We start from the raw sequence: 20,663 nt of genomic DNA, 5'->3' as shown, positions 1-20,663 counted from the left end.
CTATGGATTTCGCGGCGAGGTCTGGACCACAGCTCGGGTGGCAGTGTTGATCAAGCAGCAATTTGGTGTCAGCTATCATCCAGCCCATTGTAGTCGCCTCCTTCGCGCATCCCGCGTACAGTGTGCAAAAACCGGTCGAACTGGCCACCCAAAGGAATGAAGAGGCCATCAAGGCATGGAAAGAAGAGTGCTGGCCTGCCCTCAAAAAAAAGCCGAGCAGGAACAGCGACAGATCGTTTTTGTAGACGAGTCGGGCTTTTATTTGTTGCCGATGGCGGTGTGCACCTATGCTCCTGTGGGCCAAACGCCGGTCCTGCGCGTGCCACTGACGTATGACCACATCTCGGCTATTGGGGCGCTGACTCCTGAGGGGCGCCTCGCGCATGCAGACCCAACAACGCTCTTACAAGGGACCAGATGTGGTGTGTTTTCTGCGACTGCTTTTGCGCGAGATCCCAGGCAAGTTGCTCGTCATTTGGGACGGTTCCACCATCCATCGCTGCCAGGCCGTCAAAGATTTCCTGGCGCAAGGCGCTGCTGCACGCATTCACCTGGAGCGTTTGCCTGCCTATGCACCCGAGTTCAATCCTCAGGAAGGGGTCTGGAATCTGCTCAAACGCCGTGAGCTCAAGAATCGCTGTTGCAAGGATCTGGCTGAGCTTGAGCAGGAACTGCTGCTTGCCCGTGCAAGGCTCAGGCATCGCAAGCAGGCTCTGCGTCACTGTTTTGTTCATGCCGGCTACGCTCTTTAGGTTCTTATGCTCAGATCAATAGTATACTACAAAGCAGAAGCCTCCTCCACCGTGACGCAGGGCGGCGGCCAGTAGCCTATCAGCGCCCAATCGCAGCTCTCGGACTGCGCAAGGACGAGAGGATGCAAGGAACGCTCTTTTGCAGCAGACACATTGTAGATGTGGAAAATCGCCTGGGTGAGCACTTGGATTTCACCCTGAGCCCGCACCCCGCTGTGAGGTCGTGATTAAAGAGCCAAAAAAGCCTTCCAAGCCGAGCGGGTGAGTCCACCTGGGTCATCATACTGCATGTTTGTCCTTTTCGATGGAACGGCTTTGACCTGTTCAGAAGGATCCTGTTCGTCTACACGTCAAATACTCATTATGACAGAGAGGGTAACTCTATGCCAATGATCGATATTTACGCAGCTGCTGGCACTTTTGCCGATACGAAGCAACTGGTAATTGATGCGGTATTCCATCATGACTCAGTACGCACCAGGACAAGACTGGATTTCAATCGTCAGAAAAAATGGCACCGCCGAATTCGGCAAGGCTTTTGCTCCGAATCCAACTCTTGACGCTTCGGTACTCAACGGCCCATGTGTCGGCGTCGAAGCCATCGCGGCTTTCTTCGCAGCTACGTCCGGCGGCATGTATGAAACCATAGAGTTCACATACGAAACCACCAATGGCATGAAAACTTATCTCGAATGGCAAGGAAAAGCCTTTGGGAAAAACGTCGGTGGAACCACGATTCTTACGTGCAACAGGGAGGAAATGATGAATGTCGTCACAGAAGAGTTTCTGAACACTTTGTAGTAATCGGACAGCCTCACGGCTACCCGATCTAAGAGGCAGCTTTCTGGACGAGGTGCGCAACTTTTTGATCCAGGTCCGCTGCGGTCTGCACAAACTCTTCCTCCGTCACCGCGCCTACGTGCAGCAAAGAGGATGGCCGATCATAACTGAGACAGGTGTTTCCCCGGGTATTTTCATACACCTGCACCCGAATCGGAACATAGAGTCCTGCCTCAGCCGAGTACTTCAAAATGTGCTGCGCAATTAGTGGATTGCCAATAACATAGAGTTTTGCCTTGAGAGGATGGAGAAGGTGAGAGAACCACGCCCCGTGATCAATGGCAAAAAACTCCATGAAGCCGCTTGATCCCAAAAGCTGCTCGATGCCTTGTGTGAACTCTTCTGGTGTGCGACTGGAGGTGACGACGTTCTGATACGCTTCATATCCCTTGCGCCCGATTTGCTCCTCAAATGCTTCAATGACATGATCGAATGCTTGTGTGGTCTCGACGACCACGTGGTCAACAAGGACTTGCTGTTCTGAAGGAGACATGCTTTTGGCCCTTTCTTTTAAAAGAGGAAGATGGGAGAGATCGGGTCGTGCTGAAAAGGGGAAACATGATTGCTTCTCTCTCAACATCTCTCATCAATCATCTTTCTAGATTATGCGAATACATCCTTAATGTAGCGTTGAGATGAAACACAGCGCTACATTGACCCATAATCTGGCTCTCCGTTTTTGGTTGATCTTTGTTCCTGTTTTGGTTGATCTTTGTTCCTGGGTTCATACTATGAAGGAGCCTCTCTCATCCACGGAGGTGGATCAGAAATAGTATAGTATGAAGGAGCATTGACATGAGGGTTGTGATGGATCTGACACGCTGTCAGAGTTCTGGGCGGAGTGTTTCTGGCGCCAAAAGTCTTTCGCTTTCATGGGGAAGAAGCCCTCGCATATGACTCTCCCCTCAATTCGTCCCTTCCTGGAGTCAAAGGGAGAAACGACCGATGATCACACAACCGGCTTTCGCCGTCGAAGCGTGGACCATTCGCGAGAGGGAACTCAACCTTGACGTGCTGGCACAGACCGAATCGATATTTGCCCTTTCCAACGGACACATCGGGCTGCGTGGCAACCTGGATGAAGGAGAGCCGTGTGGCCTTCCCGGCACCTATCTCAATTCCTTCTATGAGCTCCGGCCCCTGCCGTATCCAGAGGGAGGCTATGGGTATCCTGAATCGGGGCAAACGATCGTCAACGTGACCAATGGCAAAATCATCCGCCTGCTGGTCGATGGTGCCCCGTTTGATATCCGATATGGCCAGTTGCAACGTCATGAGCGGGAACTCGACCTGCGCGCAGGAGTCTTACGCCGGACCGCCATGTGGAGCTCGCCGACCGGCCGCACGATCAAGGTATCGTCGATCCGCCTGGTTTCCTTTACCCAACGGGCGATCGCGGCGATCAGCTATGAGGTGGAGCCACTTGACGCTCCTGTGCGCATCGTGGTGCAATCGGAGCTCGTGGCAAATGAGGCGCTACCCGATGTCGGCAAAGATCCGCGAGCAAGCGCGGCTTCCCTGCTCCCCCTCGAAAGCGAGGAGCACGAAGTTCAGAACATGCGTGGACTCTTGATTCATCACACCCAGGCCAGCCACCTGCGCATCGGCGCGGCAATGGATCATCTGGTCGAGGGGCCGGAGGGGATGACGATGGAAGCAGAGAGCACTCCGGACATCGCACGCGTCTCCTTCAGTGCCTGGTTGCAACCTGGCGAGCGACTGCGAATCATCAAGTTTCTGGCCTATGGCTGGTCGAGCCAGCGCTCGCGATCAGCGATCCACGACCAGCTCATCGCTGCGCTCACTGCTGCCCGGTCCACGGGCTGGGAGGGCCTGCTCGCGGAGCAGCGTGACTTTTTGCAGGCGTTCTGGAAGCATGCAGGGATCGAGATGGAAGGGGATGCACAGCTGCAACAGGCAGTACGCTTCGCGCAGTTCCATGCGCTCCAGGCATGCCGCCGAGGAGAGCAGCACCCGATCCCGGCCAAGGGATTGACCGGACCCGGCTATGATGGGCACACCTTTTGGGACACCGAGATCTTTGTTCTGCCCGTGCTGACCCTGATCTTCCCTCACGCTGCCGCCGAAGCCCTGCGCTGGCGTCACTCGACCCTCCCGCTGGCCAGGGAACGGGCTCGCCAACTTGGACTGCGCGGAGCTGCCTTTCCCTGGCGAACCATTCATGGTGAGGAGTGTTCGGGCTACTGGCCGGCTGGTACGGCTGCGTTTCATATCAACGCGGATATCGCGTATGCGGTGACCTTTTACATCGCATGCACCGATGATCACATATTTGAGCAGGAGGTGGGGCTGGAATTGCTTGTCGAGACTGCACGGTTGTGGCGCTCGCTCGGTTTCCTTGATACTCATGGGCAGTTCCGCATCAATGGTGTCACCGGACCCGACGAGTATAGCGCCCTGGCCAACAACAATGTCTATACCAATCTGCTGGCTCAGCAGAACTTGCGCGCAGCGGCAGAGGCTTCCAGGCGTCATCCGCAGGTGGCCTGCTCCCTCGGCGTAGACACGGACGAGATAGCTAGTTGGAACGAGGCAGCCGAGAAGATGTTCATCCCCTATGACCAGGACCTCAACGTCACCCCCCAGGATGACGCCTTTACCTCCTATGAACGGTGGAACTTTGCGGGCACCACACCAGATCAGTACCCCTTGTTCCTGCACGTTCCGTATTTTGATCTCTATCGCAAGCAGGTGGTCAAACAGGCTGATCTGGTTCTGGCCATGCACCTGCGGGGCGATGCCTTTTCGCCAGAGCAGAAGGCGCGCAACTTCGCCTACTATGAGCCGCTGACCGTCCGCGACTCCTCGCTCTCAGCAGCGACGCAGGCCATCATTGCGGCTGAGGTGGGGCAGCTTCAGCTCGCGTATGACTATTTCGCCGAGGTGGCGTTTCTGGATCTGTATGATCTGGCGCAGAACACGCGCGACGGCCTGCATCTCGCGTCGTTGGTGGGAATCTGGACGGCCCTGGTCGCTGGCTTCGGAGGACTGCGTCTGCGCGGCAGTTCACTCGCGTTTACTCCCAAGCTACCAGAGAGGATCACCCGGCTCACGTTCCGCGTGGTGTTCCGCAACCGCTGTATCGGGGTGGAAATCACGCCGACAGAGGTACGGTATGTGCTTCTGAAAGGCTCGCCGCTGGCGGTCTGGCATGAGGACGAGACTATCACGCTTTCCACCCAGGAAGCCGTCATCCGGCCCACATCGCAGATCCAGGCAGGCCCACGACCGGATCAGCCACCTGGGCGTGTCCCTCTGAAACGTGCTGCCCGCCCCCTCTCCGACGGACCAGTGGAGCTATTCCATCATAACAGGTAGGGGTGTCATGCTGTTGACGCACTCGCCGGTTTGATCATGGGTAAGGTCAATCAGAATGTCGTTCCCTGCCCAGGGGTGCTTTCAACCCCAACGGTGCCGTGATGATGTTCGAGGAGTGTCCGGCACAGGTAGAAGCGTAACCCCCCACTCAAATCCAGTTCCTGCTGAACGGAGCTGCCTTTTCCCCGATAGAAGCGATCCCAGAGGCGAACCTGCTCTTCAAGTGGGATGCCTGGTCCTTCGTCATGGACCGAGACGCGGGCCATCTGCTCCTCTTCTTGCACTTGAAGGGTCACGGGCTGCTCCACTGGGGAAGAGGCGAGGGACGTGGTCAGGTAGATGGTGAGCACCTGGGTGATTCGCCCAGCATCGGCCAAGACAGGGATGGTGAGTTCGGGAGTCAGGATTTCGAGCTTGATCGCTCGTTCGGGTATAGACTCCTGCTGCTTTGCCACCGTCTGTTTGACCAGCACGAGCAGATCACAGGGCGCAAGCGTAAGATCTAGCTGACCAGCCTGGATACGCGCGTCATCGATCATATCCTGCACCATGCGCTCTTGCAGCCGGACGCTCTGCTCGGCAGATTCCAGCGACTGCCGGGTCCGTTCAAGCTGCACACTCGTGCGCTCAGCCTGTTGGGCGAGCTCGCTCTGTAATCGCTCTAAGCGGCGCTGTGCTAACTGCAGATTGCCCTTGATCCCTGTCAGCGGGGTGCGCAGTTCATGGCTGGCAAGCCGCAGGAAGTCGTTGAGCAGCCGATTCACTTCGGGCATGACCAATTCCCTGGCCTGTTTCCCCAAGTACGTTTGCAAGGAGCCCAAACATTCAATGAACAGCCGGACGTGCTCGGCGACCGTTCTGATGAGATCAATCTCCTCCTGGGTATATCCACCCTCCCACTCGTGTTTGTGGATCACCAGCACCCCAACCAGCCTCTGCTTCCAGAATATTATGGGAAGCACCAGGAGGTTCGCGTTCCCCAGCTCCTCAGGATACCCGGTCGGAATGCGGAAGCAACCTGATGCGAGAACCACTTCCTGATTGGCCTGGAGGCGAGCGAGCACGGTTTCGTCAAAAAAGTCGGTGGGGTAAAAGTGTTCATTCAATGCACGTAAGAGGTATTCTCGCTCGGCGGTGAAGCCGCTGCCCACCACGTACCCCACATGAGGGGATGGAGGGCGAAAGGCCATTATACTCACGCACCAGCACGCCAGGATCTGACGAATGAAGTCCACGAGCTGTTGGCCGACAAAGAGTACTGGAGGAGAGAGGAGAAGGTTTTCCTCAGAGGGCGCTCCCTGGAATTGCTCAGGAATCCGCGCGATGGCTTCGTTCAAGGTCATCAACGCTTCGTAGACCCGCTGGATGTGAAGGGCCTTTTGATAGCGGGAAGCCACCACATGAAAGGACGCTAGCACGCCTGTTGGCTGTTGCTGTCCGTCAAACACCAGTGAACAGCGCAGTTCGAGGCACACCTGGTGCTGGGAAGGATGAGCAAGGACAAGGATCTGCTCGTAGGGAAAGGACGCGGTTTCTTCCTTGAGAGTGGTCAGGTACAGCAACCACGGGGGAAAAGAGAACGGTCGTTGCTGTTCGTCGTACCACGCATAGCGCTGGAGGAACTGCTGAGCGGAGGTGCCCAACCAGGGAGCTGAAGGCTGGGCATCAAAGAGCGTCAGCGCCGCAGCATTCAGGAAGAGGAGCTTGCCTGCCCGGTCCCACACCATGATGGCATCGGGAAGAGAGGCAAAATACGTTTCGAGGTGCCATAACGACATCGATTTTTGAAACGCTGATGGTACTGGTTGCGGCGCGTTCTGACCCATCTCGTCCCTCCTTTGTGGACGTGAGTGCATAGGCGACGAGTAAGAAAAAGACGCGAGAGGGGAGACAGACGATCATCCTCCGCCGCAATGGAAGAGATAGCCTGCTCATCAAGTTCAAACAGCCCTTCCCTGACTCTCTTCATAATAGCACCGGCGAAAAAATCGGCTGATCCGATCTATTGGCGTATGTATAGAATATTACTGAAGGGACTCTTCCTGAAGTTGTTGTCAAGGTGAAACACTATGATCACCTGGTCGATCACGTCGGTCAGGAATGGAGGTAGTCTCATATGATCGCATCGCAAGCTCTCCTGGATCTACCACTTGATGCCAGGATAGACCCCCAGGAGTTTCTTCATACCGCCATGGAGTGGCATTTCAATCCAGAGACCGGCTCGCCATACTGGCTGAAGCGGGCGAAGTCGTTGCCCTTCGATCCGCGCAAAGACGTCAAACGCATCGAGGACCTGGCGCTTTTTCCCAATATCGTCGACGAACTGCGCGATGTCCGAGCGGAGGATCTCATCCCCAGAGGATACGGGGCGCACCCCGATGTCTTTGGCGTTCCCGAAAGCGGTGGCACTACTGGTATCCCCAAGCGAGTGGTCTTCCTGCGTGACTGGGCGGACAAAGTGGGAACATGGCTGGACGCCCGGCTCGACGCCCACGGGTTTCCACGAAACGTGAACTGGCTTGCCCTCCTCCCGAGAGGACCTCATATGGTCGGCGAGTTTGCCAGATTGCACGCTACTACACGCGGTGGTCTCGCGTTCATGATCGACATGGATCCGCGCTGGGTCAAGAAACTCATCGCCGCCGGCAAAAGCGAGGAGGCCCGCGCGTACGTCGAGCACCTCGTCGAGCAGGCTTCGTTCCTACTGCACAGCCAGGACATCGGCGTCCTCATGACCACGCCACCTCTGTTGGAGCGCATCGCCCAACACGACGATCTGGTGGAACTGATCAACCAGAAGGTGAAGGGGATTCTGTGGGCCGGAGCGCACATGGATACCGACACCCGCCATTTGTTTCAGACCGAGGTCTTCCCCAACGTGAAGCTCGTCGGAGCGTTTGGAAGCACGATGATCCTCTGTGGTATTCCCGAGCGCGTGGGTCTCACCGAAGACGATCCCCGCATTTTCGATCCCCCCTCGCCCTTCATCACCTTTTCCGTGATCGACCCTGCCAGTGGCCACACGGTGGACTACGGCAAACGAGGCCAGGTCGTGATGAACCACGTCAGCAAGAACATGCTGCTCCCCAACAACCTGGAGCGCGACCTGGCCACCCGGATCGCACTCCCGGCGGGTCAGGTAGGCGACTCGGTGGCCGACGTGGCTCCCGTCGCGCAGTTTGGCAACGAAGCTGTTATCGAGGGGGTGTACTGATGAGTGTACTCAGTCAACTGCTCTGCATAGATGCGCTGGGACCCAAAGGGGCGTACCGGACACATAACCGTCTGACCGTTACGGATGTTGCGGGCCACCCGCTGGCCGAACTGAGCTTGGTGCCCAGATTGTTCGTCACGCGGGCCATGGCCGCGCTGCATAAAGCGAAGACGCTCCCCCTGGAGGACCGCCTGACCGCCCTCCGCAGGGCTGGGGAACTGTTCGCAACGGGAGAGGTCGATGGCATGTCCTCTGCAGAGTACCAGCATACGGTGTGTCGCATGTCCGGAACACCACTATCCATCGTACGCGGAGCCGTGGAGGCCGTTGCCCAATACGCGGCGAAGGCTTACTGGAGCGCGCAGCAAGCCCGGCCAATCGGAGCGGTGAACGACTGGCGTGACCCACAGGCCCGTGAGGGGACGGGAGTCTGGATCCGGCGTGGAAACGTCTTTGCCGTGCATGCACCTGGCAACGAACCTGGCGTGCACAGTCTCTGGCTGGAGCCTCTGGCCCTGGGCTACCGTGTGGCCGTCCGGCCCTCGCGGCGGGAACCGCTCACCCCATATCGATTGATGAACGCGCTGCGGGCCTGCGGGTTCGGCGATGATCAGGTGGTCCTGCTACCTACCGATTATGACGCTGCCGACGAGATCTTGCGCCAGGCCGATCTGAGTATGGTCTACGGGGGGCAGGAGGTCATCGAGAAGTACGCCGCAAACCCCACCGTCTTGCCCAATGGGCCTGGTCGGTCGAAGATCCTGGTCACTGCAGACTCGGACTGGCACTCCTCCCTCGACATGATTGTTGACTCGATCAGCAATATGGGCGGGACGGCCTGCATCAACACCACGGCAGTGTTTGTAGAGGGCGACCCGGCGCCGGTCGCACAGGCCATTGCCGAGCGGCTCGCGGCGATTCCAAGCCTGCCGCCCGAAAACGAGCAGGCGGTCCTGCCCGCCTATCCCCTGGAGGCCGCGAAGAAAATCGAGCGCTACCTGCTGGACAAAGCCGCCGGGACCCGGGCTCATCTGGGCGGCAACGGAGTCGTGGATGAACTGGGAGATGGCAGCGCGGTGCTGCGGCCAGCCGTTCACCAACTGGACAATCCGTTCGCCGAGCAGGCAAATATCGAACTGGCCTTTCCGTGCGTATGGGTTGCGCCGTGGACGCAGGAGGCCGGGATCGCTCCCCTCAAAAACACCCTGGTGCTTACGGCGGTCACCCGGTACGAGAAGTTGCTGGACGAACTGCTCACGGATCCGACGATCAAGAACCTCTATATCGGCAACCACCCGACGTACTGGATAGCACCAGGCGTCCCACATGATAGCTATCTCGGCGAGTTCTTGATGCGCACCAAAGCCGTCATCCGCGACTGACATACACGGAGTGGGAGGCCGCGTCCACGATCCAGAGAACAATGGATGGGAGAGAAGAGAAAGACACATGGATGATCGTGTGGCTGGTCGTGTGGCCGTCCAAGTAGCGACATCGCCCACCTGGCGGTGGAAATCAACGATGCTCAGTTCGAACAGCTCACGTTGGTGCAGGTTCTTCAGCCCTACCTCGTGCTTCCATCTGATTGCGTGCGCGTGTTCGCTTCCTCTTCACGTGAGGACCTGGATGAGCAGTGAGAGCGAGAAATGACAGAGTGACAGTGGGTCACCTTTCTCCCCCAAGGAATATAGTTAAGCATAAATCAGACGAAGTCAAGCACCCTCCCCTTGAATAAGGGGAAAGGTGCTTGACTTCGTGGTGCGAGACCCGATATGGTTATAGAATCAAAAGTTTACTTCCCCTTGGCTTTCCTGCGAACGAGTCAGAGGAAACAATGGCATGTCACGACTTTCTCGTCGGCGAAGCCGTGGCAAAGTCAACGCTTTCGTTTCATTTTAAGATGTTGCGTGAAGCTGGGTTGGTACGAATGGTGCCACAGGGAAGACGGATGCAGGTTACGCTACGTCGAGAGGATTTGGAGATGCGCTTCCCTGGGCTACTGGAGAAGATACTTTTGACCTACCAGCAGAAGTAATAGTTTCGCTGTCGTTTTGTGTCACCTACCTCTCCCCTAAAGGGGAAAGGCTTGCCCTCAACTCCGAGGAGAGCCAGGGCTTCAGGGTCGGGTGACCTGATGAGCCTGTTGGGCAACGGACTGCTTTCGAGTCCGACCCACTGCGCACACATCACCTTGGGATTGGGCTGATCATCAGCCCAGGATGTATTTACAGAAGCGCTCTTTGCGGGAGCCGATCAGCGTACAAGCCGTTTCTCTTCAAGGGAAGAGTGCCTTCCCATACTCCTGGACCACATGGCAGAAGGAGGATTCTACCAGGCTATTCTCATTGGGGCTCAGGAAATCGGAACCCCGGTACCCAAGTCCCAGAAAAGGACTCTCCATTTCCCATCGCCCCCTCAAAAGGGACGAGCGCTCTGGTTTGAGGGTAGACTAAGATCCTAGCGAAAATGTGCAGCAAGACCAAATCAAGCTGAAATAGGGCCGCGCTACGGAGCTGTTACTAGCCGCAAGAGAGCGGGAAGAAGATGCGCATATGCATGTCAGCCTCGAGAAATTTCGGCTAAACGTTTTTAGTCATGGTGCATAAGAGGTAAAAAAAAGTATTTATTCACTGGATGTTAGAACAGAAGTGCGCTAATGTACATTTTTGCTAGGACCTTAGCCCATCCTCATGTTTTGTCGCATTCGCAGTTATCTTTCCACGTTGCGTAAGCAAGGGATAAAGCTGCTTGCTGCATTGGAATAAACATTGGCGGAGAATCCTGTTCTTCCCGCTTTTGCTTGATCCATCTGAATAGTTACCATTTCCGCTAGGATCTTAGCCTTCCCTCTGGCTTGGGTATTGTGGCATACAACTCTTCAGGTGATCTCGGTGGCTCATGTGCCATGAATGATAAGAACCTAAAGAGCGTAGCCGGCATGAACAAAACAGTGACGCAGAGCCTGCTTGCGATGCCTGAGCCTTGCACGGGCAAGCAGCAGTTCCTGCTCAAGCTCAGCCAGATCCTTGCAACAGCGATTCTTGAGCTCACGGCGTTTGAGCAGATTCCAGACCCCTTCCTGAGGATTGAACTCGGGTGCATAGGCAGGCAAACGCTCCAGGTGAATGCGTGCAGCAGCGCCTTGCGCCAGGAAATCTTTGACGGCCTGGCAGCGATGGATGGTGGAACCGTCCCAAATGACGAGCAACTTGCCTGGGATCTCGCGCAAAAGCAGTCGCAGAAAACACACCACATCTGGTCCCTTGTAAGAGCGTTGTTGGGTCTGCATGCGCGAGGCGCCCCTCAGGAGTCAGCGCCCCAATAGCCGAGATGTGGTCATACGTCAGTGGCACGCGCAGGACCGGCGTTTGGCCCACAGGAGCATAGGTGCGCACCGCCATCGGCAACAAATAAAAGCCCGACTCGTCTACAAAAACGATCTGTCGCTGTTCCTGCTCGGCTTTTTTTTGAGGGCAGGCCAGCACTCTTCTTTCCATGCCTTGATGGCCTCTTCATTCCTTTGGGTGGCCAGTTCGACCGGTTTTTGCACACTGTACGCGGGATGCGCGAAGGAGGCGACTACAATGGGCTGGATGATAGCTGACACCAAATTGCTGCTTGATCAACACTGCCACCCGAGCTGTGGTCCAGACCTCGCCGCGAAATCCATAGTGTTCGGATCCTTTGGCCAGCAGGTCAGGCAACTGGACGCGTTGTTCCTGGCATCAGTTTGGGTTGGGGACCTGGAGGCGGTTGGTGGCGCAGCCCATCAGGACCATCTTTCTTCGCTCGACGCATCCATTGACTCACCGCGCCTTCAGTGACTCCCAAGGCCTCGGCGATGTCTTTCTGTTTCCAGCCTTGCTGATAGAGTTGCCAGGCACGCAGTCGTCGGCCTTCGCGCCAATCTTTGGGAAGGGCTTCTTTCTTACTCATACCTCCGTTCATCGGCTCGCATCGTTCTTCACTTTAGATCCTCATGCTCAGGTCAATAAAGAGGAAAACCCTAGTCGGCTCATTCGTGCGCTGGCTAGGGCGATCTCTCACAAGGAGGAGATATGCCTACCTACCTGTTTTGCTTCCTCCAGTATCTAGCGTGGCCAGAGGAATACTGCTTTGACAAGCTGCGTGGCTTGCCTACCGATCACCAGGAGATTTACCGCCTCTATGATCCACGCACACAGGCTACACACTACATTGGCCGCGCCAAAGACAGCCAGGAACGCCTACGTTATCACATCAAAGAAAGCGTGAAGTACGCCCGCCGAGGCTGGCTTTCACCGACAACAACAGGGAAAACCTACGTGAGCAATCCCTTGAAAAGAATCTGGATCCTCGAACTTATCTCACAAGGGCTGCGACCGCAAGCGGAAGAACTAGAAGTCGTTGACCCACCCTCGTATGCCCCCCTGCGCGAGCTGCGCTGGTTGCTCCACTACTGCCAAGAGGGGGCCAGGCTTTACAACTATGAGACAGTGCAGCCTGACTCCAGGGTACTACCCTTGGTACGGCACTATGCTGGCGATCTTCTGCATGAAGCACCTGGCGTTCCCATCTGGGATACCCTGGCCAGGGCTGCCCGCGGCGAGTCAATATGACGTAGTCCTGCAGCGTCAATTAGCGTCATGAACCTCACAGCGGCTGATCTCTACTTTTTTGACACGCAGCTTTTTGGGGCTCGCTTGTCGGTTGCGGATGCTGTCCAGTCTCATCAGCAAAAGCGTGTTTGAGCGAACAATGCGGCTCAAATGCAGTTTTGATGACTAATGGTAGGCAAATCACTCTAAATAACAAAATATGGATTAAATACCCTTTTGATGATGAGGCCGGGTATGAATAAACCACACAATTATTTAAAGGAGAGCCAAAGAGCAATTGCGCGTTATGATGTATCTAATTTAGTAGATGTGCATTCTTGGAAGTTTGAAAATGGATGCGATGTCCGAATTCATCGTTCAAATCAGTCAACATGGTTTTTGAAAAGGTATGATACATGCTGAAAACACAGCTCATCTTAGTCGAAGGGATTCCAGGTTCTGGAAAATCGACACTGGCACAGTTTCTTGCGCATACACTCACATGCTCTGGTATTGCCTGTCGGTGGTGGTACGAAGAAGAAAAAGGGCATCCGCTCTATGTCTTTCATGATCTTGTCTCCCTACAGCATACGATTGATGAGTTATCTGCCGGACACTATCAGGTGGTTGTTGAGGCAGCCCTGGAGAAGTGGAGGGAGTTTGCTCAAAACCTCCAGATCTCGGAAAGCATCATGATTCTCGATGGGTGTCTTTATAGCTATCTGACCTGGAGCCTGTTCCCGTTGGATATTCCAGACGTGGAGACTCAACGTTATCTCCGCCAGGTCGAGCATATCCTCCAGCCTCTCCATCCTTGCCTCATTTATCTGTATCAGCAGGATCTGGCTCATGCTTTAGAAAGAATTTGTGGACGTAGAGGCAGTGAAACACGGGAGCGACTGATCACTTGGGCAACCGAGTCACCGTATGGGAAACGACGAGGTCTTCAGGGATTTGATGGGATGGTCACCTATTGGCAGAACTATCGGGCACTTATTGATGCTGAATTTGCTCGTTTCAATGGTTCCAAACTGGGTGTGGAGAATGCGGCAGGAGAGTGGAAAACGTATGAGCAAAACGTTTTAGACTTTCTTGATCTGCTAAGAGAGGAGAACGTAGCTGGAGAGCCGTCCTTCTCCCAAGCCAAATTTGTCGGTACATACTCATTTGAGGAAGGAAACTGCCACGTTCTGCTGGAAAAGAATCAGCTTCTCATCGATGGTATCCCACTTATCTGGCAACGAACGAAACTCATTCCACGAGCCCGGAATATATTCGCCGTTGAATCGTTGCCATTCCAGATCGTTTTTGAAGAAGATAGCCATAGAAGCATCACAGGGATGAGGGTAACAGGACCAGAACTTTTGCAGGGGAAGGTAGATCGCCTGTTTCTGCGAAAAAAGTGAGGGTAATTCCAAATTGTTCAGATATCTCCCTCGTCATCAAAAATGCGTTTGAGCCAACAATGCACCGTACAGCACACAGGGGAGACGCTATAAACCCGCTTGAAGAGACAGTATAGACGGTATAAACAATGTAGAAAAATGACAGCAGTGTTGACGGCAAATAACACCATACTCTGTGTGAAGGTGTGTAAAACATGCACAATTGTAAATAAATGCAATCGTGTGTGAGCGACGGTGAAAAGAGGGTGGAATCGTTTCAAGCCGGGCCATAAAATCGGGGAAAAATGCTATTTGAAACGAGCTCAAAGTCAAATGTAACGCCGCTCGAAACGTGGTTAAAGTGAAGGCACGGATTAGTCTGTAAGCGCTTGTATATATGTAAAAAAAGAGAGGCACATACACTATGCGCCTCTCTCCTGCTCTGTTTTTGGGGCATGCGCCCGCATTTACTATGAGTATTAGTATTGGTTGTCCGCTGGTGGCGGCGTGTTCTCCTTGCGTATCTCCTCGGGTCGGGGTTCACGGCGTCGCTGAGGATTGTTGGTGGTATCAGAGCGCTCCTCGTAAGGATTGTTCTCGCGTGGCGCTATATTGGGATCTGCGTTGGGATTATTATACGTATCTGTCGTGTCCGTCACGCGATAGGGATCATTACCTGGAGCCGCATTGGTACCGTATTCTGCCTGATCCTGGGTATACGGTGACTGCGTCTCTGATTGTTCCATCCCCTGATTGTAGCGCTGCTGAGCCGACTGATCGTAGGCGGGATCATTCTGGCTGTAGGGCTGGGCCTGCATATTACGCTGCTCATAGGGCGTCTGGGCAGTGGTATTGTCATATCCAGGTCTGTTCAGATTACCCTGCTGTATTGAAGGCGCATGTGTGGTGTAATCATCGGGCCGTCTATACTGTGAGGCATCATCTTCCTGCATAGGAGGCATGTCCTTCCGATACATACCGGCGTTATTGCCCTGGAAATCTTCGCCCTCTTGCGGATTGTTTGTGCGATAGTTTTCCGCGCCAGCCCCCACGGGAGAGCCAGTATATGATGTGCCAATGGCGTCGGCAGGCTGTTTTACATTTGTGACAGGATAGTTTTCACGGTTGTAGATGCGCTGTTCGTTTGTGGTATAGCGTGGGTCTGTGTTTTGTGTATCATAGGCGCCAGCGATAGGCTGCTGAGAACCAGGCTGCGCATGCACATCATAAGCGCCCTGTCCGCGCAGGATGGTTACTGCCTCATCATAGCGGTCGCCCGCGTTGACCGTGACCAGGGTACGACCCGCTTCAAGCTCCTGCTGGTAGTAACGCGCCTCATCTTCGGGAACACCCATATTCGTAAGCGCGCCAATCAGGCCGCCTGCTACAGCTCCAATGGCGGCGCCACCCAGCGTTGTAATCAAAATGCCGCCAGCGATGGCCGGGCCAATACCAGGAATGACCAGGGCCGCTGCCGCGCCGAGCAATCCACCCAGAATGCCGCCTCCCACTGCTCCTGTCGCTGCTGCCCCTGTCTTATCCTCGGCAGTCGCGGGCATCTCAGTCGCATCTGTAGCGGCGCGACCAGTATCAGCATTACGCAGGTCACGCTGGATAAAACCGATCATATCATCGGTAAAGCCCGCATTATGCAAAGCCTCCAGGGCACGATCTGCCTGAGCACGCTCTGTAAAAACACCTACTGCGGTTGTATGTTGATGCGTAGTCATAAGCGTTTCCTCCTAACATGCAAGCCAGGTGGCATAAGTATGCTTACCTGACAATGCGGCATTCTTTGTAGGACACCGCTCTACTGCTTACGTCAATTTTGTCACTGATAGAGTATCTATAGGTAAATACACGTATGCCAATGTATAAAAGTTGCAACTGGTGGGTTGCTGAATAGTTGAGTTGTGCTGTTAGCTGTGCAGTATTAATGTAAAAACTGAACAAGGATATGCTTCTGTCCACACGTAGAGGCTCGATTGTGTGTTTGTGCGCGTCTAGCCTATAATAGTGATATGACTGGAGAGCTTCTACATGCATCATCTTGGGCTATCTCAAATGATTTCCGACAATGAACCTATCGTTGCGTTTACCTTGATTCGTTACCAGGAGCCGAGTCTACGCACGTTGGTATATCTGGGGCTGGATCGCTGGACGATGGCGCGTACGCCAGGATTGCGCTTCTGGCGCTTGTTAGGTGTAGGCCAGGGCAAGGCTTTTGATTCACATGCCGATTTGCGGCGTTCCGCCATTTTCTCCGTATGGCACTCTTATGCCGCTTTGCACCAATTTGAAGTTCAGTCTGCATTGATGAAGCGTGTGCAAAGCCAGGCTGAGGAGGTCTGGACGGTGTATATGCAGCCTGTGCGCTGGCAAGGTGTCTGGGGAGGCCAGGACCCTTTTCGCGAGATGATGCCAGCCTCACCACCCCAGCCAGGCCCCTGGGTTATCTTAACGCGCGCTACCATTCGCCCCAGTCGAGTTAGAGCCTTTCTGGGCGCGGTGCCAGCCGTGGCTGAGCAATTGTTGGAGCAGCCAGCGTTACTCAATTCGGTGGGGATTGGCGAGGCCCCTCTGTTCTATCAGGCCACGCTCAGTCTCTGGCAAAGCCTGCCAGATGTAACCGCGTTTGCCTATGGTCAGCAGGCTCATCGCGAGGTCATACGGCGTACCAGGCAAGAGGGTTGGTATAGCGAGGAATTATTTGCGCGTTTCCGACCTCTGGGGGCAAGTGGAACGTGGGATGGTACTAATCCCCTGCCTCAACTAATGGCCCCCGCATCCTAGTCGGAGGCCTTTATCCAGGTTGCATAGTATAGACAGTAATAGATCCGTGGTCTATACTATGCCTCAAATAGAGCCAGGAAAAGTGATCTGGTTTTCGCTGAAACTATATCAGAAATGGCTCATACTGTTCCTATTTCAAATCACCCCTTTCTTATACGAAAACCGACCTCCCACTCGGGGGCAAGCGGTGGCACGGCAGTGTCACAACCGTGGCTAGCGCTCCCGTGCCCAGGTTTTCGCATAGGTAGTCTCCGAAGTTTGTAGAAGGAATCTCATGCCAGACGAGTATCAAGTACTTATTGTAGGCGGCGGCCCCGCTGGTCTGGCCGCGGCTGAGGCTGCGGCTGCCAAAGGGATGCGTACCCTGGTTCTGGAGCGACAGAACGAAATTGGTTATCCCATCCATACCAGCGGCGGAAGCTGGATCAGCGATATGAAGGCATTGAAAGTGCCTCATCACCTCTATCACCCGGTCACTAAGATTGTCTTTGTCTCCCCCAAACGCGAGTTCGAAGTAAACTATAATCCCGCGGTTGCCTGTGTGATTGATATTCGTGGCTTATACCAGCACCTGGCGGGCCGCGCGGTGAGTGCCGGGGCTGAGATACGCGTACGCCACACGGTTGACAAGGTGTTGACTAATGGTGAGCGTGTAGCAGGTGTGACCTATAAAAATCACGTAAGTGAGCGTAGCGAAGTACACGCTGACGTGACGATCGATGCCAGCGGCTTCTCGCGCCATATCGGGGTACGCACAGATATGGGTGAGGCCTTTCACCGCTATGGTTTTGGCGCTGAGTATGACCTTTATGCCCCCCATTATCCCCAGGATACCGTCTATCTCATTATGGGAAGCGAGTATGCTCCACAGGGCTATGCCTGGGTCTTTCCACGTGGAAATGGGCGCGTGCGCCTCGGAACAGGTGTGATTCATCCCGATTGCGATAACGACGCGCGTGTTTATTTGGATCGTATCCTGCACATGCCACAGCTGAAAGAGAAACTGCGCGGTGCAAGCCCGGTTGAATATCATACTGGTCTCTTCCCAGCTGTAAGGCCGGTGGAGCGTTTCTGCCGTGATGGACTGGTGCTGGCAGGCGATGCTGGTGCTCAGGGGTCGACTCTGGTAGGTGAGGGCATTCGTTTTGCGATGTACTCAGGCCAGATGGCGGGCGAGGTCGCCGCCGAGGCCGTTCAGCAGCGTGATGTATCGGGCGCCTTCTTGAGCCGTTTCGATAAGAAATGGCGTGCGCGCTTTGGTCGCGATATGGAGCTTTCCTACCTGATTAATAAGCATATCGCTGCTTATACAGATCAACAGTGGGATGATGCCTTTGATCTGTTAAAACGTCTGACCCCCGCGCAAATGGCCCAGGCCTTGCATTGTGACTATAGTGCCAGTCTCTTTATGGGAATTATGGCGCGTAATCCCATGCTTGTTGCTACGGGTGGCAAGAAGTTTTTAAATGTACTTCTTGAACGCATCAATAAACCATCTGTAGCTGTCGCAGAAGGCTAGAAGCCGCACGAAGCTTATCGAGGGAACGGGAGAAAAGAAAAGATTTTCCACCGTCCCCTCTTTTGGGTAGGGCTATAATGAGATTGAAGTCAGGGTAAAGCCTTGACATGGAGATAAGGTCTATGGCATAATGCCTTCACTCCAAGCACACGGTAAACAGCGACAATCACCGGCCTGATCGGTGCTCCTGTCCGATTTACCCGGCGTCTGTACCTCGCTTTTGAAGCGCAGGATCGCAGATGCCCAGGTGCCACGCTAAGGTGGCTCGCCACGGGTACTTTCCCCGCTGCATGACACGTTCTCTCCAAGAAGAGTGAGCGTGCTTTTTGTGCTGTCTCTGACAGGATGCAGAGAGGGTCCCTGACCAGGTTTTGAGCGACTGGAAACGAGTTTTCCGCGGTCGTAAAAAGAAGTCAGGAAAGTACTTGACAAAGCGCAAAGTGTATGCGATACTGACGAAGTCAACGGCGAGCACGAACACCGCGAACGCCGGAGCGACACACACGAGGCAAGCTCATGGGCTTGCCGGGTTGCGGTTCATCACGCAAAAGAAGAACGAACCAGAGCACCCTGAACAACTGAAGAGTGGAATGCAGAAGTACAACGGAACTTCGTTGATTGAGCACCGCTCAATCGCGGAGAACACCGTTCCTGTCAATTCTGCGAACAAAGCAATGAAGTAACGACAACGTGCTTCTAGCCTGGACGCAAACTACATGATCATTACAGATACCTGTTGGTATCTGTGAGATACATTCATCACTTGAATGGCGAGTTTGATCCTGGCTCAGGATAAACGCTGGCGGCGTGCCTAACACATGCAAGTCGAACGCCCTCTCGCAAGAGAGGGAGTGGCGGACGGGTGAGTAACACATGGGTACCTGCCCCGAGGTGAGGAATACCGGCGAGAAATCGCCGACAATACCGCATACGTTCCTCCGGGAACAAAGCTCGCAAGGGCGCCTTGGGATGGGCCTGTGGCCGATTAGCTTGTTGGTGAGGTAAGAGCTCACCAAGGCCACGATCGGTAGCTGGTCTGAGAGGATGGTCAGCCACACTGGGATTGAGAACGGCCCAGACTCCTACGGGGGGCAGCAGTGAGGAATTTTCGTCAATGGGGGCAACCCTGAACGAGCAACGCCGCGTGCAGGAGGACGCTTTTCGGAGTGTAAACTGCTTTTCTTGGGGACGAGAACGGACGGTACCCAAGGAACAAGCCCCGGCTAACTACGTGCCAGCAGCCGCGGTAATACGTAGGGGGCGAGCGTTGTCCGGAGTTACTGGGCGTAAAGCGCACGCAGGCGGTTTCGTACGTCTGGAGTGACAGTTCCCGGCTCAACTGGGAAAGGTCTTTGGAAACGGCGAGACTTGAGGGCTTCAGAGGGACACGGAATTCCGGGTGGAGTGGTGAAATGCGTAGAGATCCGGAGGAACACCAATGGCGAAGGCAGTGTCCTGGGAAGCATCTGACGCTCAGGTGCGAAAGCTAGGGGAGCGAACAGGATTAGATACCCTGGTAGTCCTAGCCGTAAACGATGACCACTAGGTGTGGGAGGTATCGACCCCTTCCGTGCCGTCGCAAACGCAATAAGTGGTCCGCCTGGGGAGTACGGTCGCAAGATTAAAACTCAAAGGAATTGACGGGGACCCGCACAAGCAGCGGAGCGTGTGGTTTAATTCGATGCAACGCGAAGAACCTTACCAAGTCTTGACATGCAGATGCACCAGCGGTAATGCGCTGTCCCTTCGGGGCGTTTGCACAGGTGCTGCATGGCTGTCGTCAGCTCGTGTCGTGAGATGTTGGGTTAAGTCCCGCAACGAGCGCAACCCCTACTGCCTATTACAACTTCTAGGCGGAACTGCCCTCACGGGAGGAAGGCGGGGATGACGTCAAGTCAGCACGGCCCTTACGACTTGGGCGACACACACGCTACAATGGCCAGAAACAAAGGGATGCCAACCCGCGAGGGGGAGCCAAGCTCAAAAACCTGGTCTCAGTTCAGATTGCAGGCTGAAACTCGCCTGCATGAAGGTGGAGTTGCTAGTAACCGTAGGTCAGCACACTACGGTGAATACGTTCCCGGGTCTTGTACACACCGCCCGTCACACCACGAAAGTCGGCAACACCTGAAGCCGCCAGGCTAACTCTTCGGAGAGGCAGGCGTCGAGGGTGGGGTCGGTGATTGGGGTGAAGTCGTAACAAGGTAGCTGTACCGGAAGGTGCGGCTGGATCACCTCCTTTCT

The 20,663-nt window shown here is 54.9% G+C and carries 19 protein-coding genes and 1 rRNA gene; 13 read left to right on the top strand and 7 right to left on the bottom strand.

Annotated elements, in window-relative coordinates:
* Positions 1–65 precede the first annotated feature (65 nt).
* The 3 genes from KTE_RS47310 (at position 66) to KTE_RS02930 (ending at position 1,553) form a co-directional block, all read left to right on the top strand.
* Entirely contained in the window at positions 66–245 is a 180-nt protein-coding gene (locus tag KTE_RS47310) for a winged helix-turn-helix domain-containing protein (protein ID WP_236600257.1), read from the top strand.
* Between the two features lie 138 nt (positions 246–383).
* On the top strand, positions 384–752 hold the full coding sequence (locus KTE_RS47305; protein ID WP_236600256.1) for a transposase: 369 nt from the start codon (positions 384–386) through the stop codon (positions 750–752).
* Positions 753–1,214: 462 nt separating this feature from the next.
* Positions 1,215–1,553: a hypothetical protein gene (locus KTE_RS02930; protein WP_201378310.1), complete on the top strand. Its 339-nt coding sequence runs from the start codon at positions 1,215–1,217 to the stop codon at positions 1,551–1,553.
* A 28-nt stretch (positions 1,554–1,581) separates the two neighbouring features.
* Here the strand turns inward: KTE_RS02930 and KTE_RS02925 are convergent, their stop codons facing one another.
* Positions 1,582–2,085 (bottom strand): DUF302 domain-containing protein, encoded by a 504-nt coding sequence (locus KTE_RS02925; RefSeq protein WP_201378308.1) that lies wholly within the window; start codon positions 2,083–2,085, stop codon positions 1,582–1,584.
* A gap of 452 nt (positions 2,086–2,537) precedes the next feature.
* On the opposite strand from KTE_RS02925, the gene KTE_RS02920 reads away from it, so the two are divergent.
* The gene (locus KTE_RS02920; protein WP_201378306.1) at positions 2,538–4,931 is read left to right on the top strand and encodes a glycoside hydrolase family 65 protein; all 2,394 of its coding nucleotides are present in this window, start codon (positions 2,538–2,540) and stop codon (positions 4,929–4,931) included.
* 50 nt (positions 4,932–4,981) lie between these two features.
* Here KTE_RS02920 and KTE_RS02915 read toward each other — a convergent pair whose 3' ends face one another.
* Complete coding sequence (locus KTE_RS02915; RefSeq protein WP_201378304.1) at positions 4,982–6,757, bottom strand: ATP-binding protein; 1,776 nt, start codon at positions 6,755–6,757, stop codon at positions 4,982–4,984.
* A gap of 290 nt (positions 6,758–7,047) precedes the next feature.
* On the opposite strand from KTE_RS02915, the gene KTE_RS02910 reads away from it, so the two are divergent.
* The 3 genes from KTE_RS02910 to KTE_RS02900 all read left to right on the top strand — a co-directional run bounded on the left by KTE_RS02910 (position 7,048) and on the right by KTE_RS02900 (position 10,180).
* Positions 7,048–8,145 (top strand): phenazine antibiotic biosynthesis protein, encoded by a 1,098-nt coding sequence (locus tag KTE_RS02910; RefSeq protein ID WP_201378302.1) that lies wholly within the window; start codon positions 7,048–7,050, stop codon positions 8,143–8,145.
* Positions 8,145–9,527 (top strand): aldehyde dehydrogenase family protein, encoded by a 1,383-nt coding sequence (locus KTE_RS02905; RefSeq protein WP_201386941.1) that lies wholly within the window; start codon positions 8,145–8,147, stop codon positions 9,525–9,527. Before KTE_RS02910 ends, KTE_RS02905 begins: the two co-directional genes overlap by 1 nt.
* A 452-nt stretch (positions 9,528–9,979) precedes the next feature.
* The gene (locus KTE_RS02900) at positions 9,980–10,180 is read left to right on the top strand and encodes a helix-turn-helix transcriptional regulator (RefSeq protein ID WP_201372824.1); all 201 of its coding nucleotides are present in this window, start codon (positions 9,980–9,982) and stop codon (positions 10,178–10,180) included.
* Between the two features lie 240 nt (positions 10,181–10,420).
* Here the strand turns inward: KTE_RS02900 and KTE_RS48760 are convergent, their stop codons facing one another.
* From KTE_RS48760 to KTE_RS47285, 4 genes are all read right to left on the bottom strand, one after another.
* A complete protein-coding gene (locus KTE_RS48760; protein ID WP_255552818.1) occupies positions 10,421–10,546 on the bottom strand; it encodes a hypothetical protein in 126 nt (41 codons plus the stop codon).
* A 519-nt stretch (positions 10,547–11,065) separates the two neighbouring features.
* Positions 11,066–11,434 (bottom strand): transposase, encoded by a 369-nt coding sequence (locus tag KTE_RS47300; RefSeq protein WP_236600256.1) that lies wholly within the window; start codon positions 11,432–11,434, stop codon positions 11,066–11,068.
* A gap of 138 nt (positions 11,435–11,572) precedes the next feature.
* Positions 11,573–11,752, bottom strand: coding sequence for a winged helix-turn-helix domain-containing protein (locus KTE_RS47295; RefSeq protein ID WP_236600257.1), 180 nt, complete (start codon positions 11,750–11,752; stop codon positions 11,573–11,575).
* Positions 11,753–11,841: 89 nt separating this feature from the next.
* Complete coding sequence (locus KTE_RS47285; RefSeq protein WP_236600255.1) at positions 11,842–12,081, bottom strand: helix-turn-helix domain-containing protein; 240 nt, start codon at positions 12,079–12,081, stop codon at positions 11,842–11,844.
* Positions 12,082–12,203: 122 nt separating this feature from the next.
* Here KTE_RS47285 and KTE_RS02890 point away from each other — a divergent pair, with 122 nt between their 5' ends.
* Positions 12,204–12,743 (top strand): hypothetical protein, encoded by a 540-nt coding sequence (locus KTE_RS02890; protein ID WP_201378300.1) that lies wholly within the window; start codon positions 12,204–12,206, stop codon positions 12,741–12,743.
* A gap of 395 nt (positions 12,744–13,138) precedes the next feature.
* Positions 13,139–14,128, top strand: a complete 990-nt coding sequence (locus KTE_RS02885) for an AAA family ATPase (RefSeq protein WP_201378298.1) — start codon at positions 13,139–13,141, stop codon at positions 14,126–14,128.
* 458 nt (positions 14,129–14,586) lie between these two features.
* Here the strand turns inward: KTE_RS02885 and KTE_RS02880 are convergent, their stop codons facing one another.
* Complete coding sequence (locus tag KTE_RS02880) at positions 14,587–15,837, bottom strand: general stress protein (RefSeq protein WP_201378296.1); 1,251 nt, start codon at positions 15,835–15,837, stop codon at positions 14,587–14,589.
* Positions 15,838–16,147: 310 nt separating this feature from the next.
* On the opposite strand from KTE_RS02880, the gene KTE_RS02875 reads away from it, so the two are divergent.
* From KTE_RS02875 to KTE_RS02860, 4 genes are all read left to right on the top strand, one after another.
* Positions 16,148–16,900 carry a hypothetical protein gene (locus KTE_RS02875; RefSeq protein ID WP_201378294.1) on the top strand — a complete coding sequence of 251 codons (753 nt, stop codon included), beginning with the start codon at positions 16,148–16,150 and terminating at the stop codon, positions 16,898–16,900.
* 274 nt (positions 16,901–17,174) lie between these two features.
* A complete protein-coding gene (locus tag KTE_RS02870; protein WP_201378292.1) occupies positions 17,175–18,419 on the top strand; it encodes an NAD(P)/FAD-dependent oxidoreductase in 1,245 nt (414 codons plus the stop codon).
* 425 nt (positions 18,420–18,844) lie between these two features.
* Positions 18,845–19,102, top strand: coding sequence for a hypothetical protein (locus KTE_RS02865; RefSeq protein WP_201378290.1), 258 nt, complete (start codon positions 18,845–18,847; stop codon positions 19,100–19,102).
* An 81-nt stretch (positions 19,103–19,183) separates the two neighbouring features.
* Positions 19,184–20,661: ribosomal RNA gene (locus KTE_RS02860) — 16S ribosomal RNA — on the top strand.
* The last annotated feature ends 2 nt before the right edge of the window (positions 20,662–20,663 follow it).

The sequence above is a fragment of the Ktedonobacter sp. SOSP1-85 genome (genome assembly GCF_016587415.1).
Classification (GTDB): domain Bacteria; phylum Chloroflexota; class Ktedonobacteria; order Ktedonobacterales; family Ktedonobacteraceae; genus Ktedonobacter.
This window is presented reverse-complemented; position numbering and strand designations above follow the sequence as displayed.